We start from the raw sequence: 15,130 nt of genomic DNA on the forward strand, positions 1-15,130 counted from the left end.
CCTCCCGCACGCACCCCTCAGGGCTGGTTGTGGTGGTCGGTGACGCGGCGGCGGACCTGGTCAATGTGGTGGTGCATCGCCATGCGCGCGGCCTCCGGGTCGCCCTCGGCGATGGCCTCGTAGATGCGCTCATGCTCCTCGACGATGGTGCTGCGGCGCGTGGCCGAGCCCTGGCCGGTGATGCTGAGAGCGGTGCGCATGGCGACCTGGACGATGGGGAAGAGCCCATCCAGCAGCTCGACGAAGATGTGGTTGTGGCTGGCCTCGGCGATGGTGCGGTGGAAGCCGTAATCGGCCTTGTCGTCCATCTCCCCCGCCTCGACCGAGGCGCGCAGGCTCTCGAAGAGCTGGCGCAGCCGGCCGAGCTGCTCGTCCGTGCGGCGCCGGGCGGCCAGGGCCGCCGCCTCGCATTCGATGGCGATGCGCGCCTCGTAGCAGCGCAGCAGCCCGGCGATCTCCGACGGGGCGGCGAACTGGACGAGCCCGCGCGGCGGACGGCGGCGCACGAAGGTGCCCGCCCCCTGCTGCGACAGGATCAGCCCGTCCGCGTGCAGCCGCATCAGCGCCTCGCGCACGACCGGGCGCGAGACGCCGAAGAGCTGGGACAGGTCCTTCTCCGTCGGCAGCCGGTCACCCTCGTTCAGCGTGCCGGAGACGATTTGCTCCAGGATCTGGCCGTAGAGCTGGTCGGCCAGCCGCTCGCGCTTGCCCGGCCGCAGGGTGAGCGTGGGGGAAGCGGGGCGAAGCGGAACGGGGTTGGTCATCGTCGGTCACATCGTGCCTGGGAGAAGCTCCGGGACCCGCCGCGCGGCGCGCCGGCCCCGCCCGAGGGATACGCGGCTTCGCGAGCTCGGCAAAGCGGAGAGTTTCCTGCGCCGCCCGCCGCCCGCCTCTTCAGGGCAGCATCTTGCCGGGGTTCATGATGCCCTTCGGATCGAACAGCGCCTTCACGCCGCGCAGCATGTCGAACTCCACGGCACTCTTGATCCTCGGCATCTCGTCCTTCTTGATGCGGCCGATGCCGTGCTCGGCGGAGATCGAACCGCCGAACTCCAGCACCACGTCGCTCACCAGATGGCAGACATCGTCCCGGCGGTCGAGCCAGCGGGCCGGGTCGTCGCCGCGCGGCTGACTGAAGTTGAAGTGGATGTTGCCGTCGCCGACATGGCCGAAGGGTGCCGGCCGCAGGCCCGGATAGGCCTCGGTGACGAGGCGCGTCGCCCGCTCGATGAAGTCGGCGACGCGCGACACGGGCACGGACACGTCGTTCTTGATCGACACGCCCTCGAACTTCTGCGCGTCGGACACGCCCTCGCGCAAAACCCAGAACTGGCGCGCCTGGGCCGTGGAGGCGGCGAGCGCGGCGTCCGTCGCCAGCCCCGCCTCGAAGGCGTCGGCCAGCGCGGTTTCCAGCGTCTCGCGCAAGGTCCCGTCCGCCGTGCCCGAGTTCAGCTCAGTCAGAACGTACCAGGGCGACGGATCCGCCAGCGGATCGGAGGTGCCGGGGATGTGGGCGGTCACGAAGTCCAGGCAGATGCGCGGCATCAGCTCGAAGGAGGAGACGGCGTCGCCCGACGCCGCGCGCAGCCGGGCCAGCAGCTCGATGGCGGCGCGCGGGCCGGGCACCGCGACGAAGGCGGTCTCGACCTGGCGCGGGCGCGGGAACAGCTTCAGCACGGCGGCCGTGACGATGCCCAGCGTCCCCTCCGCCCCTATGAAGAGGTGCTTCAGGTCGTAGCCGGTGTTGTCCTTGCGCAGGGACTTCAGCCCGTTCCAGACGCGCCCGTCGGGCAGCACGACCTCCAGCCCCAGAACGAGGTCGCGCATGGTCCCGTAGCGCAGCACGTTGACCCCGCCGGCGTTGCTGGAGATCAGCCCGCCGATCTGGCAGCTCCCCTCCGAGCCGAGGCTCATCGGCAGCAGCCGGTCGGCCTCCTCCGCGGCGTCCTGCGCCGCCTTCAGAACCACGCCCGCCTGGAGCGTGAGCGCGTAGTTCAAGGGGTCGAGGTCGATCACCCGGTTCATGCGCGACAGGCTCAGCACGATCTCCCGCCCCTCCTCATAGGGGATCGAGCCGCCGACGAGGCTGGTGTTGCCGCCCTGCGGGACGATGGGGATGCCGGCCTCCGCGCAGAGGCCGACGACCGCCGCGACTTCCTCCGTCGAGGCCGGGCGGACCACGGCCGGGCTGTTGCCCCGGAAGCGCCCGCGCTCCTCCACCAGATAGGAGGTCATGTCCTCGGGCCGCGTCAGCAGCCCGTTGGGGCCGACCACGGACAGGATGCGGTCGAGAATCGCGGGGGAGAGCATCGGTGCCATGTCCTGCGGGAGGAGGATGAGGTCAGGCCGCGGCGCGGCGGCCCTCGGCGTCGTCGGCGGCCACGAGCGCGGTCGCGGCCTCCTGCACCGCCTTGCGCACCGCCGGGTCGGCCAGGTTGCTCAGCAGCGGCAGGATCGGACCCATGTCGGCGATGCCCGACAGGGTGACGGCGTCGTGCAGCGTGACGATGGGCGAATGGCGGTCACGCAGATCCTCTACGGCCATGAAGCGCTCGCGCAACCCCGCCGCCGTCGCGTGGTCGCCGGCCAGCAGGGCGCGCAGGATCGCCATGGACAGGCGCGGGGCGAGGCAGACGGAGCCCGAGGTGAAGCCGACCAGCCCGAAGTCGCGCATGTGGGTGATCACCGGCCGCTCGCCGATGCCGCTGATGATCAGCGACGGATCGACGGCCCGGGTCAGGCCGCGCAGATAGTCGTCCTCGGCCGGGTTGACGCGCACCGTGCCGTACTTCACGGCCACGACGGCGCCATCATTCACCAGCGCCGCGAGATCCGCCGGGTCGATGTAGTTCTCCGCCTTGATGTAGGCGATCAGCGGCCGGCCGGCACGGTCGGCCGCGTGGCGGATGCCCGTGGCGATGCCGGCCGAGGTGGCGAGCCCGCTCTGCGGCAGCACCATGGCCGTCGGGAACTCGTAATCGCGCAGGATGGCCGCCTGTTCGATCAGCTTGCCATAGTCCGACCCGATCGAGGGGATGACCCAGCTCTCCGCCGAGGCCACGCTGGACAGCATGTCGAACAGCGAACGGAACTCGGCCATCGGCACATGGTAGAGGTTCGCGTTGCCGCCATAGAGAAAGCTGCTGACCCCGCCTGCCTCCATGTAGCGGACGAGCCGCGCGTTCTCCGCAGCGTTCAGCGACAGGTCGGCGTTGCGGGCCAGCGGCGGAACCGCCAGGACGGAGCGCTGGAGATCCTGCTTGGTGACGGGCGTGGTCTTCATGGTTTGCTCTCCTTGGCGGGGCCAGACGGCGTGTCTGGGGTTAGCTATGACAAGTTGTCAGACAAATTGCAAGAGAGAGGAAACAGGGCACTGGAGATAGGGCAGCCCTTCCAAGCGCCTTGCACGCGACCAACCACCTTCCTGAACCGTCATTCCCGCGAAAGCGGGAATCCAGAAACTCCGCAGAACAGCGCTTGTCCGGCCTGGATCCCCGCTTTCGCGGGGATGACGGCTCCCGGGCGATCATGGTGGCTGCCATGAGCATCCGCGCTACAATGCGCCTCTCAGATGTCAGACACATTCTGTTGACTTACAACCGGCCGCAAGATTAGCTTGTCCCACTGACGGTTCGGCGCAGGGCATTTCTCGACGGCCTTGCACATGGGCTCCGCACAGAACCGACGCACCATAAGCGGTCCATGCCGTCGCCGGGTCCAAACCCCAGGGAGGAAAAAACGACATGAAAGCACTGACGATCGCCTCGGCCGTGCTGGCCGCCGGGCTGTTCGGCGCGGGCCAGGCCGGCGCGCAGGACGCCGCCGCCACTTACCCGAACACCACCGTCAAGATCATCGTCCCCTACAACGCGGGCGGATCGACCGACACGCTCGGGCGCCTCCTGGCGCAGGAGCTGAGCGAGCGCTACAAGCAGAGCTTCGTCGTGGAGAACCGCGCGGGCGCCGGCGGCAACGTCGGGACCACGGCCCTGGCGCAATCGGCGCCGGACGGCTACACGCTGGGCATGGGCACCGTCGCCACCCACGCCATCAACCCGACCCTCTGGGGCGCCAAGTCGCCCTACAAGATCACGGACTTCGCGCCGATTTCGCAGGTCGCGGTCGTGCCGAACATCCTGATGGTCCATCCGGACGTCAAGGCCAACACGATCCCCGAGCTGATCGAGCTGCTGAAGAAGAGCCCTGGCGAGCTGAACTACGCCTCGTCGGGCACCGGCACCTCGCAGCATCTGGCGACCGAGCTGTTCAAGACCATGTCCGGCACCGACATGGTCCATGTGCCCTACAAGGGCTCCTCGGAATCGCTGAAGGATTTCCTGGGCGGCCGCATCCAGGTCATGATCGACAATTCGCCGAGCGCCCTGCCCCAGGTGCAGGCAGGCCGCGGCCGCGCGCTCGGCGTCGCCACCGCCCAGCGCATGCCGGAGCTGCCCGACGTCCCGACCATCGGCGAGTTCCTGCCGGGCTATGAGGCCGTGTCCTGGCAGGCCTTCTACGCCCCGGCCGGCACCCCGCCCGCTATCGTGAACAAGCTGTCCACCGCCGTGCGCGAGATCCTGACGGACCCGGAGGTCGTGGAGCGGCTGAAGAAGGCCGGCGTCACCCCGGCCGGCACCACGCCGGAGGCGCTGGCCGCCCACATGGAAAAGGAGGCGACCAAGTGGGCCAAGGTCATCAAGGACTCCGGCGCCAAGATCGAGTAAGGGCGTGACCGCCGGCGCGCCGGGCGGCCCCCCGCCCATGCGCGCCGGCGACCGGCCGCGGCGCCGGTGGTAAACTCCAGCCCCTGTGAGGCGGACGCCCGAGGCCGCGTTCCGCCGGCCGAAATTTCAGCGCGAATTTTCAGGAGATGTGCATGTCGGAGCGGGATGAGGCGGTATCGGGTGCGGCGCCGGGGACGATGTCGGGCGGCGCGCTGCTGGTCGCCTGCCTTCGCGCCCATGGGGCCAGGCGCGCCTTCTGCGTGCCGGGGGAGAGCTACCTGGAGGTGATCGACGCCTTCCACGACCATCCCGACCTCGACGTGGTGGTCTGCCGGCAGGAGGGCGGCGCCGCCATGATGGCCGAGGCGCACGGCAAGCTGACGGGAGAGCCCGGCATCTGCTTCGTGACGCGCGGCCCCGGCGCCACCAACGCGTCGGCCGGCGTCCATGTCGCCTCGCAGGATTCCACGCCGATGATCCTCTTCGTCGGGCAGGTGGCGCGCGGCCAGATGGAGCGCGAGGCCTTCCAGGAGCTGGACTACCGGCAGGTCTTCGGCTCCATGGTGAAGTGGGCGGCACAGATCGACGAGGCCGAGCGCATCCCCGAATTCATCGGCCGCGCCTTCGCCGTCGCGACCGCCGGGCGCCCCGGCCCCGTCGTGCTCGCCCTGCCGGAGGACATGCTGCGCGACATGGTGACCCCGCCGGCCGACCTCGGCGCCCACGCCCACCGCCGGGCCGACGCCTATCCCGGCCCCGACGCGATGGACCGTCTGCGCGCCATGCTGGCCGAGGCGGAAAGACCGCTGGTGATCGTCGGCGGCAGCGGCTGGACCGAGGAGGCCCGTTCCGATTTCCAGCGATTCATCGAGGCCAACGGCCTACCCGTCGCCGCCTCCTTCCGGCGCCAGGACCTGTTCGACAACGGGCACCCGAACTATGCCGGCGACGTCGGGGTGGGCGTGAACCCGGCGCTCGCCCGGCGGGTCAGGGAGTGCGACCTGCTGATCTCCGTCGGCTCGCGCCTCAGCGAGATGGTCACCTCCGGCTATAGCCTCGTCGCCATTCCCCGGCCGGCGCAGAGTTTCGTCCATGTGCATCCCGACCCGGAGGAGCTGGGCCGCGTCTACCAGGCCGACCTGCCCGTCAACGCCTCGTTGCGCGCCTTCGCCCATGCCGCGGCGGCCATGCCGCCGGTCGAGCCCCGCTGGGCGGACTGGACCCGGCAGGCCCGCGCCGATTACGAGGCCTGGCAGCAGCCCAAGGCCACGCCCGGCAGGGTGCAGATGGGCGAGGTCATGCGGCAGCTGAACGAACGGCTGCCGGACGACGCCATCCTCACCAACGGTGCCGGCAACTACACGGTCTGGCCGCACCGCTTCCACCGGCACCGCCGGCTCGGCACCCAGCTCGCTCCCACTTCCGGCTCAATGGGCTACGGCCTGCCGGCGGCCATCGCCGCCAAGCGCGAGCATCCGGACCGCACCGTCGTCGCCTTCGCCGGCGACGGCTGCTTCCAGATGACCGTGCAGGAACTCGGCACGGCGGTGCAGTACGGGGTCAACGTGCTGATCCTGGTCATCAACAACGGCATCTACGGCACGATCCAGATGCACCAGGAACGCCGCCACCCCGGCCGGGCGCGCTTCACCGACCTGGTCAACCCGGACTTCGCGGCACTCGCGCGCGCCTACGGCGCCCATGGCGAGCTGGTGGAGGAGACCGCCGGCTTCGCCCCCGCGCTGGAACGGGCGCTCAAGGCGGGCAAGCCCGCGCTGATCGAGCTGCGCACCGACCCCGAGGCGATCACGCCCAACACCACCCTGACAGCATTGCGCGAGACGGCCAGGGCCGGCGGGCCGCGCTGAACAGTCCGCCGAACCGGGAGGCGGCGTCCGGCTTGAGGCTGGACGCCGCCTTTGCGTTTGAGCCCTGCGTGAATGAACCGGCCGAATCCGCCGACTTGCCACTTTCGGAACCTTCCTCCCTCAAATGAAGCGAGAACTACCACCTTCTTGAGGGTTAACGGCTTGGCGCTTCCTTCCAATCTTTGGAGTATTCGACGCGAATTGGTGACAATCGGACGTAGAGGTGCTAGCAATGCGAGTGAACACTGCGCTTGCGGGTTGGAGCATCGCCGCCCTCGTCTCCATGGCGGCTCCAGCGATGGCCGGCACGGCCAGCGGAACGCTCTCGGTGAGCGCCACGGTCGCCGCGACTTGCAATGTGTCGTCGGGCAGCATCGATTTCGGGACCTACACTCCATCCGCCAACACCGACCAGACCAGCGCCGTTTCCGTGACCTGCACGGCGGGAACCACCTACACGGTCGAGCTGGGCGCCGGCGGCAACGCGGCGGACCAGGCGCGCCGCATGGCGGGGTCGGGCAGCCATCTCACCTACGAACTCTATTCGGACAGTAGCCGCAGCCTGGTCTGGAACGCCACGAACAAGGTGACGGGGACCGGCATCGGATCGGCGCAGTCGATCCCGGTCTATGGCCGCATTCCCTCCGGCCAGAGCGTCCCGGCGGGGTCCTACGCGGACTCGGTGCAGATCCTCGTGACCTATTGAGTGACCTACTGATCGGGAAGGAGGCGAGCCGATGACGCGCGCCTGGACCGGGACCTTTCTGGCGGCGGCCCTGCTCGGCGCGGCGCTGGCCGGTTCGGCCCAGCCGGCACGCGCCGGTTCGGTCGAGCTGTACCCCGTGCGCGTCGATCTCTCGGCAACGGGCGCCACCTCGGCCATGCGGGTGCGCAACACCGGGGCCGGGCGCCTGACGATGGAGGTGCGGACCGTCCGCTGGAGCCAGTCCGCGGGCGAAGATGCCTACGAGCCGACGCGGACCGTCCTCGCCTCCCCGCCCGTCTTCGAGCTTCAGCCGGGACAGGAGCAGGTCGTCCGGCTCGGGCTGCTGGACCGGGCGGTGCCGGCCCGCGAGGGCGCCTACCGCGTCTTCCTCCAGGAATTGCCGGAGCCCTCGCCGACGGGCGGGGGCGCCGTTCAGACCTTGTTGAGGATCAGCGTGCCAATCTTCGTGGCGCCGGCTGCGGCGGGCGAGCCGGCGCTCGCCTGGACGGCGCGGCGCGACGGCCAGGGCCTGCTGCTGGAGGCCCGCAACGACGGTCCCGTCCACGCCCGCGTCAGCGGGCTGGCTCTGGGCTGGAAGGGCGGTCCCCTGCGCGACGCCGACCGGGCCGGCGGCTACGTGCTGGCGGGCCAGAGCCGGCGATTCCGCGTCGATCCGCCGCCTGGCGGGGGCTCCAGGCCCATGGAACTCGAGGTGCGCACGACCGATGGCACGAGCCGGGTTACGCTCGACGTCCGGTGATGTCAGGTCATCGGGCGGCGGCCTGGGGGGACCGGGCCGGCGGCTGCCCGCCGCGCTGGCTGCACTTTGCCTGCTCTCCTCCACCCTCACCGACGCCTCACCCGCCCATGCGGCGGAATCGCTCCTGCTCGCCGTCGTGAACGGGCACGATACCGGGGCCGTCCTGCTGATCGAGGAGGAACCGGCGCCGGAGGAGTCGGGCGAGGCGCCCCGCCTGCTCGCCCTCACCCACGAACTCCGCGACCTGAAGATCCGCGCCGACCGGCTGCCGTCGGTCACGCGCGAGGGCCGTGCCTACACGGTGCTGGGCGGCGCGCCCGGCATCGGCGTCCGGCTGGACCGGCTGGGCCAGCGGCTCCTGCTGGATTTGGATCCAGAGCTGCGGGAGGTGAACGCGCTGGCGCTCGGCGCCCCGCCGAGCCTGAGCCCGCAGATCTTCTCCGCCTTCCTCGACTACGACGCCTACGCCGAGACCTACCGGGGGGACCGGCGCGCCGGCGGGCTGTTCGATCTCGGCGTCTCGGACGATTGGGGCCTCCTCTCCTCCTCCGGCCTCTACCGGACGGACCTGGGTGCGGTCCGGCTCGACAGCGCCTACCTGCGCGACCTTCCCGAAGCCCCGGCCCGCTTCATCGTCGGCGACGCGATCAGCCGGGGCGGCGCCTGGGGGCGCCCCGCCCGCTTCGGCGGCATCCAGATCACGCGGGCCTTCGGGCTCCAGCCCGCGAACCCGGTCTTCGCCGGCCCGGCGCTGGAGGGGCAGGCCGACCTGCCCTCCACGGTCGAGGTCTATGTGGACAACGTCATGCGCTACCGCGCCGACGTCCAGCCCGGCCCCTTCAGCCTGCAACGGCTTCCCATCGTGACCGGCGGCGGGGAGGCGCGCGTGGTGGTGCGCGACGTGCTGGGGCGCGAGCGGGTGATCAGCGCACCCTTCTACAGCACGCCGCGCGTGCTGGCCGAGGGGGTGGACGATTACGCCGTCCAGATCGGCGCGCTGCGCCGGGACTGGGGCCTGCGCAGCTTCGCCTACGGCACCGCCTTCGCCTCGGGCTTCTACCGGCGTGGCACGCCCGGCGGCACGACAGTGGAGGTCGCGGCCGAGACGGCGCGCGATTCCCAGCTTCTCGGCGGCGGTTTCGCCGTGGCGCTGCCCCGGCTGGGCGAGTTGGAGGTCAACGCCGCCGCAAGCCGGGGCCGCGGTTTCGGCTGGCTGCTGTCCGGCTCCTACCGCTACGCGGCCAGAGGCTACGCCGCCGGCCTGAACTACGAACGCACGTCGAAGGACTTCGCGGAGCTTGGCCGCTCCTCCCTGCGGCCGACGGTCGAGCAGATCGCCGCCTCGGCGTCGGCCCGGCTCGGCGGTTTCGGCTCGCTCTCGGGCTCTCTGGCCCTTCGGCGCGAGGCGGGCGAGGGCCAGTCCGCCGTCGGCGCGCTGACCCATGGGCTTCGCATCACCGAGAACCTCTACCTGACGACCAGCGCCGTGCGCGACTTCCGCGCCGGGGACACGACCGTCGCCGCCTTCCTGACGGTGCCGCTCGGCGGCGGCACCGTCGCCACGGCCGAAGCACGCCGGGCGCGCGAGGGGAACGGCGGCGCCGTCGCCGTGCAGCACAGCCCGGTGAACGGCCTCGGCCTCGGCTACCGCGCCCGGCAGGAGATCGGCTGGCGGGAGCGGAGCGAGGCGGGCCTGAGCTGGGACGGCGGCACCGGTTCCACCGCGCTGGAGCTGGAACGCACGCCCGGCGGGTCCGCCGCGCGGGGCTCGGCCGCGGGCAGCCTCGTGCTGGCCGACGAAAGCTTCTTCCTCACCCGCAAGAGCCGCGCCGGGCGCGCGCTGGTGCGCGTGCCGGGGCAGTCCGGCGTCACCGTCTACAGCCACAACCGCCCGGCCGGCACGATCGGCGGCGACGGGCGGGCGCTCGTCCCCGACCTGCTGCCCTACGAGGAGAACCGCATCGCGGTCGCGGTCAACGAGCTGCCCTTCGAGGCCAGCATCGGAAACGACACGGTGACGGTCATCCCGCCCTACCGGGGCACGGCGCTGGTGGACTTCGAGGTCCGAACGGGCGGCGGCGCCATGGTCGCGATGCGGCTGCCGGACGGCCGCCCGCTGCCTCCCGGCCTGCGGCTGACGGTGGAGGAGCCGGCCGGAACCGCCATCGCCGGCATGGACGGCACCGTCTTCGTGTCCGGCGCCAGGCACGGCACCCGCCTGATCGCCGCCATCGACGGCATCCCCTGCACCGCCGTGATCGGACCCTTCGAGCCCGACGGCCCGCTGCCACTGATCGGACCCGTGACATGCGCACCCTGACCCCTCACCTCGCCGGGACGGCCCTGGCGCTGGTGCTGCTGCTCCCCGCCGGGCGGGCATCGGCGGCGGACCATTGCGAGACCTGTTCCTGCTCCGTCACGGCGACGCAGATCAGCTTCGGGGAATACAACCCGCTGTCCTCCACGGCCAAGGACAGCACCGGGACCCTGACCGTGCGGTGCAGCCACAACGCGGCCTTCGACCCGCAGCTCGACATCGTCATCGGGCTCGGGGCCGGCGGCAGCGGCGACGTCGATCGGCGCCAGCTCCAGGCCGGGCCTCACCGGCTGGACTACAACCTCTACAAGGACAACGGCCGCACCACCCTGTGGGACGACGTCGGCGGCGGGGGCGGCATCGGGTTTAAGGTCAAGGGGGCCGACTGGACCGACGGGCTGGCCGTGACGGTCTACGCCCGCATGCCCGCCCGGCAGGCTGCCACGCCGGGCAGCTACACCGACATGGTCATCGTGACCGTCGCCTATTGATGGAACGGCCGGAAACGGCCCGGCGCGTTTGTCACACCCGAAAAAGTTGAAACCGGGCACCCGCGTGCAAAGAATAGGGACGGTTGCCCTCCGGAGACGCCGATCATGCCGCTGCCGTGCCCGTCCGACATCCGCGACGCCTACCGCCGCGACGGTTACCTCATCCTGCGCGGCGTGTTCTCCGCCGCCGAGGTCGCCGACCTCGCCGCCGCCTTCGACCGGCAGTTCCAGGCCGGGCTGACGCACCCCCGCAGCTTCCGCCACGGAAACTTCCACGTCCGCGTTGCCGAGGACGCCGCCATCGGCCACACCGTCCGCATGGTGCAGTGGCCCTCCTACGGCGATCCCGTCCTGAACGCCTTCCGCCAGGACGGGCGGCTCTTCCGCATCCTGGAGCCGCTGATCGGGCGCGACGTCAAGCAGATCATCAACCAGCTCCACTGGAAGCCGAGCGGGGCGGCGGGCGGCGACTACGCCTTCCACCAGGACAGCCGCTTCCGCCGCCCGCGCGAGGCCTACCGGAATCTCGGCGAGTCCTACCTGCAATCCGGCATCGCCGTGGATCCCCACACGGCCGAGAGCGGGGCCATGCGCGTCTATCCCGGAAGCCATCTCCTGGGCGAGCTGGACCTGGAGCCGCGCGGCAGCATTCTCGGCTCCGGCATCATGGAGGAGGTGCTGGAACGGCACGGGCTCGACCCCGCCCGGCTGGTGGATTTCGCGCTGGAGCCGGGCGACGTCGGGCTCTGGCACCCGCACATGATCCACGGGTCGGCCGCCAACCGCTCCGGCCGGGACCGGCGCCTCTACGTGAACGGCTACGTCGCCGCCGCCGACTGCGACCGCGGGGAATGGGCCTGGCGGGACGGCGAGCCGGTGCCGCTGGGCGAGCCGGTGCTGGTCCATTACGAGGAGCTGCACCACCGCCCCGAGCCGCATTACGTGGGCGATCCCACACCGGCCCCTGTTTGATGGAGCCGGCGCGCGCCATGTTAGGACGGCATCGGCGAGCGGGGAGCGTGATATGGGCCGTGACATGGACCGTGATTTGGGCCGCAACAGGGGCGAGGAGCGGCGGTTGTCCTTCGGGCCGGGCGGGCTGACTCGCGCCGCCTTCCTGCGGCTGTCCGGCGGCGCCGCGGCGGCGCTGGCCGCCGGACCGGCCATGGCAACAGCAGGAGCGGCCACGATGGACACCAGGACGATGGATAAACGCCCGATCCCATCCACCGGCGAGCTGCTGCCGGTGATCGGCTGCGGCACATGGCGCACCTTCGACGTGGGCGATTCCGCCGAGGAGCGGGCGCAACGGGCCGAGGTGCTGCGCGTGCTGTTCGAGGCGGGCGGGTCGGTGATCGACTCCTCGCCCATGTACGGATCGTCGGAGGCGGTGGTGGGCGACGTGCTCGCCGGCATGGGCGCCAGGGACAAGGCTTTCCTCGCCACCAAGGTCTGGACCCGCGGCGAGACGGCGGGCATCGAACAGATGAGAGAATCCCTGCGGCTGCTCCGCGCCGAGCGCATCGAGCTGATGCAGATCCACAACCTCGTGGACTGGCGCACGCATCTCGCCACCCTGCGCGGCTGGAAGCGCGAGGGGCGGATCCGCCACCTCGGTATCACCCACTATCATTCCGGCGCGCACGACGAGCTGGAGGCGGTGATGCGGGCGGAGCCGCTGGATTTCGTCCAGCTCAACTACGCGCTGAACGACCGCGACGCCGAGCGCCGCCTGCTGCCGCTCGCCGCCGAGCGCGGCATCGCCGTTCTGGTGAACCAGCCCTTCGGCGGCGGCAGCCTGCTGCGCGAGCTGAGCCCCCGCCCCCTGCCCGGCTGGGCGGCGGAGATCGGGGCGGCGAGCTGGGCGCAGGCGCTCCTGAAGTTCGTCCTCGCCCACCCGGCGGTGACCTGCGCCATCCCCGGCACCGGCAGGCCCCGCCACATGGCCGACAACGTCGCCGCCGGCTCGGGTCCCTACCCCGACGCCGATCTCCGCCGGCGCATGATCGCGGAGGCCGGCGCCTGACGGGGTGCCGGCCTCCGCGCCTTCCTCACGGCTTCGCGCGGACCTTCTCGATCTCGGCGTAGAGCTCCTTGACCAGCTCCTCGCCGATGTCCTTGCTGTACTTGGCGATCACCGGCTTGGCGATCTCGCCCAGCTTGGCGAGTTCTTCCGGCGGAAGCTCGTTCACGATCATGCCCTGGGCCTTCAGCTGCTCCAGCGCCTTGGCGTCCTCTTCACGCGCGACGCGGCGCTGGTAGACGGCGGCCTCGTTGGCGGCGTCGCGGATGATCGTGCGCTCGTCCTCGGACAGCTTGTCCCACAGCTTCTTGCTGACGATGACGGCCTGGAGGTTGTGCATGTAGTTCGCGATGGTGAGATACTTGTTCACCTCGTAGAACTTGCCGTAGAGGATGTTCAGCAGCGGGTTGCCCATGCCGTCCACGGTGCGGTTTTCCAGCGCCGTGTAGGTTTCCGTGTAGGGCATCGGCACGGCGTTGGCGCCGGTCGCGTTCATGAAGTCCACGTAGATCGGCGTCGGGATGACGCGCATCTTCAGGCCCTTCATGTCGTCGGCGGTCCTGATCGGGCGTTTGCTGCCGTGGAAGTGGCGGAAGCCCAGCTCCCAGTAGGTCAGCCCGACCAAGCCGCGCTCCGGCAGCTTGTCGAGCAGCTTGCGGCCGACGGCGCCGTCGGCCACGGCGTCCACCTCCCGCCCGTTGCGGAACAGCAGCGGGAAGTCGAAGACGGCCATTTCCTTGACGTTGCCGGCCAGCAGGCTGGCGTTCATCACCGTCATGTCCATGGTGCCGCCCTGCATGGCCGAGACGGTCGGCAGGTCGGGGCCGAGCTGGCCGCCCGGGTAGGACTTCACCGTGATCTTGCCGCCGCTCTTGGCGGCGACGATCTCCGCGAACTTCTGCACGCCGAGATCCTGCGGGTGCCCCTTGTTGTTGGCGTAGGGGAACCTCAGCGTGCGCTGCTGGATGTCGGCGGCGCTGGCGGCACCGGCCAGCAGGGCGCAGGGCACCAGGACGCCCGTCAGCAGGGATTTCAGAAAGCGGCGCATCTTTTACGACTCCCCCAGGGTTCCGCTTGCAATGGGCGGATATTCATCGTTCGAAGGACGGATGGTGCGTTCGCCGCACCGTTCCGGGACATAGCAGTAGCCGCTGCCCTCTGAACATACCTTTAATGACGGGAGCGAGCTTTTCCCCAGCCTTGACGGCCCAGCCCAGGCCCGTCGGATTCCTTCAGCGGAAATGGCCGCCCGGTTCTATGAGGCGGGGCCGGGGATCGGAGAGAATGCGGCCCTCCTCCAGGAAAGACGAACCCCCATGCCCGCCAGCCTCGCCGTCCTGACCCTGTCCTGCCCCAGCCGCCCCGGGATCGTCGCGGCGGTCTCGACCTACCTGTTCGAGCAGGGCTGCAACATCCTGGAAGCGCACCAGTACGACGATACGGAAACCGGCAACTTCTTCATGCGGCTGGTCTTCAACCAGTCCGGCGACGGCGGCCGCTTCCCGGCCATCCGCGAGGCCTTCGCCCGCATCGCCGAACCCCACGCCATGCGCTGGACCATGCGCCGGCGCGACGAACGCCGCCGGGTCATGCTTCTGGTGTCGAAGTTCGACCATTGCCTGGCCGATCTGCTCTACCGCTGGCGCATCGGCGAGATCCCGATGGACATCACCGCCATCCTGTCGAACCACCCGCGCGAGACCTTCCGGAACCACGACTTCGACGGCATCCCCTTCCACCATCTGCCGGTCGGCAAGGACAACAAGGCGGAGCAGGAGGCGCGGATCTGGTCCCTGGTGCAGGAGACGGGGACGGAACTGGTGGTGCTCGCGCGCTACATGCAGGTGCTGTCGGACGAGCTGTCCACGAAGCTCTCCGGCCGCTGCATCAACATCCACCATTCCTTCCTGCCGGGCTTCAAGGGCGCCAAGCCTTACCACCAGGCGCACGCCCGCGGCGTGAAGCTGATCGGCGCCACGGCCCATTACGTGACCTCCGACCTCGACGAAGGGCCGATCATCGAGCAGGACGTGGAGCGCATCAGCCACCATGATTCGGCCGAGGATCTCGTGCGCAAGGGCCGCGACATCGAACGCCGGGTGCTGGCCCGCGCAGTGGCCTGGCACCTGGACGACCGCGTCGTCCCGAACGGCCACAAGACGGTCGTCTTCCGGGACTGACGGCCCGAGGCGAAAAAGGCGCCGCCCGTCTCCGGGCGGCGCCTCAAGGACCCATCGCACC

Annotated in this window: 13 protein-coding genes; 9 read left to right on the top strand and 4 right to left on the bottom strand. The window is 70.4% G+C overall.

From position 1 onward, the window contains the following. Window positions 1-17: 17 nt before the first annotated feature. From JUB11_RS13365 to JUB11_RS13375, 3 genes are all read right to left on the bottom strand, one after another. Window positions 18-764, bottom strand: coding sequence for a FadR/GntR family transcriptional regulator (locus JUB11_RS13365; protein WP_207459046.1), 747 nt, complete (start codon window positions 762-764; stop codon window positions 18-20). A 130-nt stretch (window positions 765-894) separates the two neighbouring features. Next, on the bottom strand, window positions 895-2,310 hold the full coding sequence (locus JUB11_RS13370; protein WP_207459047.1) for an FAD-binding oxidoreductase: 1,416 nt from the start codon (window positions 2,308-2,310) through the stop codon (window positions 895-897). Window positions 2,311-2,341: 31 nt separating this feature from the next. After that, on the bottom strand, window positions 2,342-3,283 hold the full coding sequence (locus JUB11_RS13375) for a dihydrodipicolinate synthase family protein (protein WP_207459048.1): 942 nt from the start codon (window positions 3,281-3,283) through the stop codon (window positions 2,342-2,344). Window positions 3,284-3,743: 460 nt separating this feature from the next. On the opposite strand from JUB11_RS13375, the gene JUB11_RS13380 reads away from it, so the two are divergent. The 8 genes from JUB11_RS13380 (at window position 3,744) to JUB11_RS13415 (ending at window position 12,892) form a co-directional block, all read left to right on the top strand. Then, a complete protein-coding gene (locus tag JUB11_RS13380) occupies window positions 3,744-4,724 on the top strand; it encodes a tripartite tricarboxylate transporter substrate binding protein (protein WP_207459049.1) in 981 nt (326 codons plus the stop codon). Window positions 4,725-4,876: 152 nt separating this feature from the next. Next, window positions 4,877-6,592: a thiamine pyrophosphate-binding protein gene (locus JUB11_RS13385; RefSeq protein ID WP_247887025.1), complete on the top strand. Its 1,716-nt coding sequence runs from the start codon at window positions 4,877-4,879 to the stop codon at window positions 6,590-6,592. A 232-nt stretch (window positions 6,593-6,824) separates the two neighbouring features. Then, complete coding sequence (locus tag JUB11_RS13390) at window positions 6,825-7,298, top strand: spore coat U domain-containing protein (protein WP_207459050.1); 474 nt, start codon at window positions 6,825-6,827, stop codon at window positions 7,296-7,298. Window positions 7,299-7,329: 31 nt separating this feature from the next. Continuing rightward, window positions 7,330-8,058: a molecular chaperone gene (locus JUB11_RS13395; protein ID WP_207459051.1), complete on the top strand. Its 729-nt coding sequence runs from the start codon at window positions 7,330-7,332 to the stop codon at window positions 8,056-8,058. Continuing rightward, window positions 8,024-10,378: a fimbria/pilus outer membrane usher protein gene (locus JUB11_RS13400; protein ID WP_207459052.1), complete on the top strand. Its 2,355-nt coding sequence runs from the start codon at window positions 8,024-8,026 to the stop codon at window positions 10,376-10,378. Before JUB11_RS13395 ends, JUB11_RS13400 begins: the two co-directional genes overlap by 35 nt. Next, complete coding sequence (locus JUB11_RS13405; RefSeq protein WP_207459053.1) at window positions 10,366-10,866, top strand: spore coat U domain-containing protein; 501 nt, start codon at window positions 10,366-10,368, stop codon at window positions 10,864-10,866. The genes JUB11_RS13400 and JUB11_RS13405 overlap by 13 nt, the downstream gene beginning before the upstream one ends. A 105-nt stretch (window positions 10,867-10,971) precedes the next feature. Further along, window positions 10,972-11,838, top strand: coding sequence for a phytanoyl-CoA dioxygenase family protein (locus JUB11_RS13410; protein ID WP_207459054.1), 867 nt, complete (start codon window positions 10,972-10,974; stop codon window positions 11,836-11,838). 64 nt (window positions 11,839-11,902) lie between these two features. Continuing rightward, window positions 11,903-12,892, top strand: a complete 990-nt coding sequence (locus JUB11_RS13415) for an aldo/keto reductase (protein ID WP_207459055.1) — start codon at window positions 11,903-11,905, stop codon at window positions 12,890-12,892. A 25-nt stretch (window positions 12,893-12,917) separates the two neighbouring features. Here the strand turns inward: JUB11_RS13415 and JUB11_RS13420 are convergent, their stop codons facing one another. Further along, entirely contained in the window at window positions 12,918-13,937 is a 1,020-nt protein-coding gene (locus JUB11_RS13420; protein ID WP_207459056.1) for a TRAP transporter substrate-binding protein, read from the bottom strand. 268 nt (window positions 13,938-14,205) lie between these two features. Here JUB11_RS13420 and purU point away from each other — a divergent pair, with 268 nt between their 5' ends. Beyond that, window positions 14,206-15,069 (top strand): formyltetrahydrofolate deformylase, encoded by an 864-nt coding sequence (purU, locus tag JUB11_RS13425; RefSeq protein WP_207459057.1) that lies wholly within the window; start codon window positions 14,206-14,208, stop codon window positions 15,067-15,069. The last annotated feature ends 61 nt before the right edge of the window (window positions 15,070-15,130 follow it).

The organism is Azospirillum sp. SYSU D00513 (assembly GCF_017356015.1).
Classification (GTDB): Bacteria; Pseudomonadota; Alphaproteobacteria; order Azospirillales; family Azospirillaceae; genus Azospirillum.

What these genes read in the sequence shown, in the direction of transcription:
- JUB11_RS13365 (WP_207459046.1), bottom strand. Translation starts at nt 764, where the DNA reads ATGACCAACCCCGTTCCGCTTCGCCCCGCTTCCCCCACGCTCACCCTG.
- JUB11_RS13370 (WP_207459047.1), bottom strand. Translation starts at nt 2,310, where the DNA reads ATGCTCTCCCCCGCGATTCTCGACCGCATCCTGTCCGTGGTCGGCCCC.
- JUB11_RS13375 (WP_207459048.1), bottom strand. Translation starts at nt 3,283, where the DNA reads ATGAAGACCACGCCCGTCACCAAGCAGGATCTCCAGCGCTCCGTCCTG.
- JUB11_RS13380 (WP_207459049.1), top strand. Translation starts at nt 3,744, where the DNA reads ATGAAAGCACTGACGATCGCCTCGGCCGTGCTGGCCGCCGGGCTGTTC.
- JUB11_RS13385 (WP_247887025.1), top strand. Translation starts at nt 4,877, where the DNA reads ATGTCGGAGCGGGATGAGGCGGTATCGGGTGCGGCGCCGGGGACGATG.
- JUB11_RS13390 (WP_207459050.1), top strand. Translation starts at nt 6,825, where the DNA reads ATGCGAGTGAACACTGCGCTTGCGGGTTGGAGCATCGCCGCCCTCGTC.
- JUB11_RS13395 (WP_207459051.1), top strand. Translation starts at nt 7,330, where the DNA reads ATGACGCGCGCCTGGACCGGGACCTTTCTGGCGGCGGCCCTGCTCGGC.
- JUB11_RS13400 (WP_207459052.1), top strand. Translation starts at nt 8,024, where the DNA reads ATGGCACGAGCCGGGTTACGCTCGACGTCCGGTGATGTCAGGTCATCG.
- JUB11_RS13405 (WP_207459053.1), top strand. Translation starts at nt 10,366, where the DNA reads ATGCGCACCCTGACCCCTCACCTCGCCGGGACGGCCCTGGCGCTGGTG.
- JUB11_RS13410 (WP_207459054.1), top strand. Translation starts at nt 10,972, where the DNA reads ATGCCGCTGCCGTGCCCGTCCGACATCCGCGACGCCTACCGCCGCGAC.
- JUB11_RS13415 (WP_207459055.1), top strand. Translation starts at nt 11,903, where the DNA reads ATGGACCGTGATTTGGGCCGCAACAGGGGCGAGGAGCGGCGGTTGTCC.
- JUB11_RS13420 (WP_207459056.1), bottom strand. Translation starts at nt 13,937, where the DNA reads ATGCGCCGCTTTCTGAAATCCCTGCTGACGGGCGTCCTGGTGCCCTGC.
- purU (WP_207459057.1), top strand. Translation starts at nt 14,206, where the DNA reads ATGCCCGCCAGCCTCGCCGTCCTGACCCTGTCCTGCCCCAGCCGCCCC.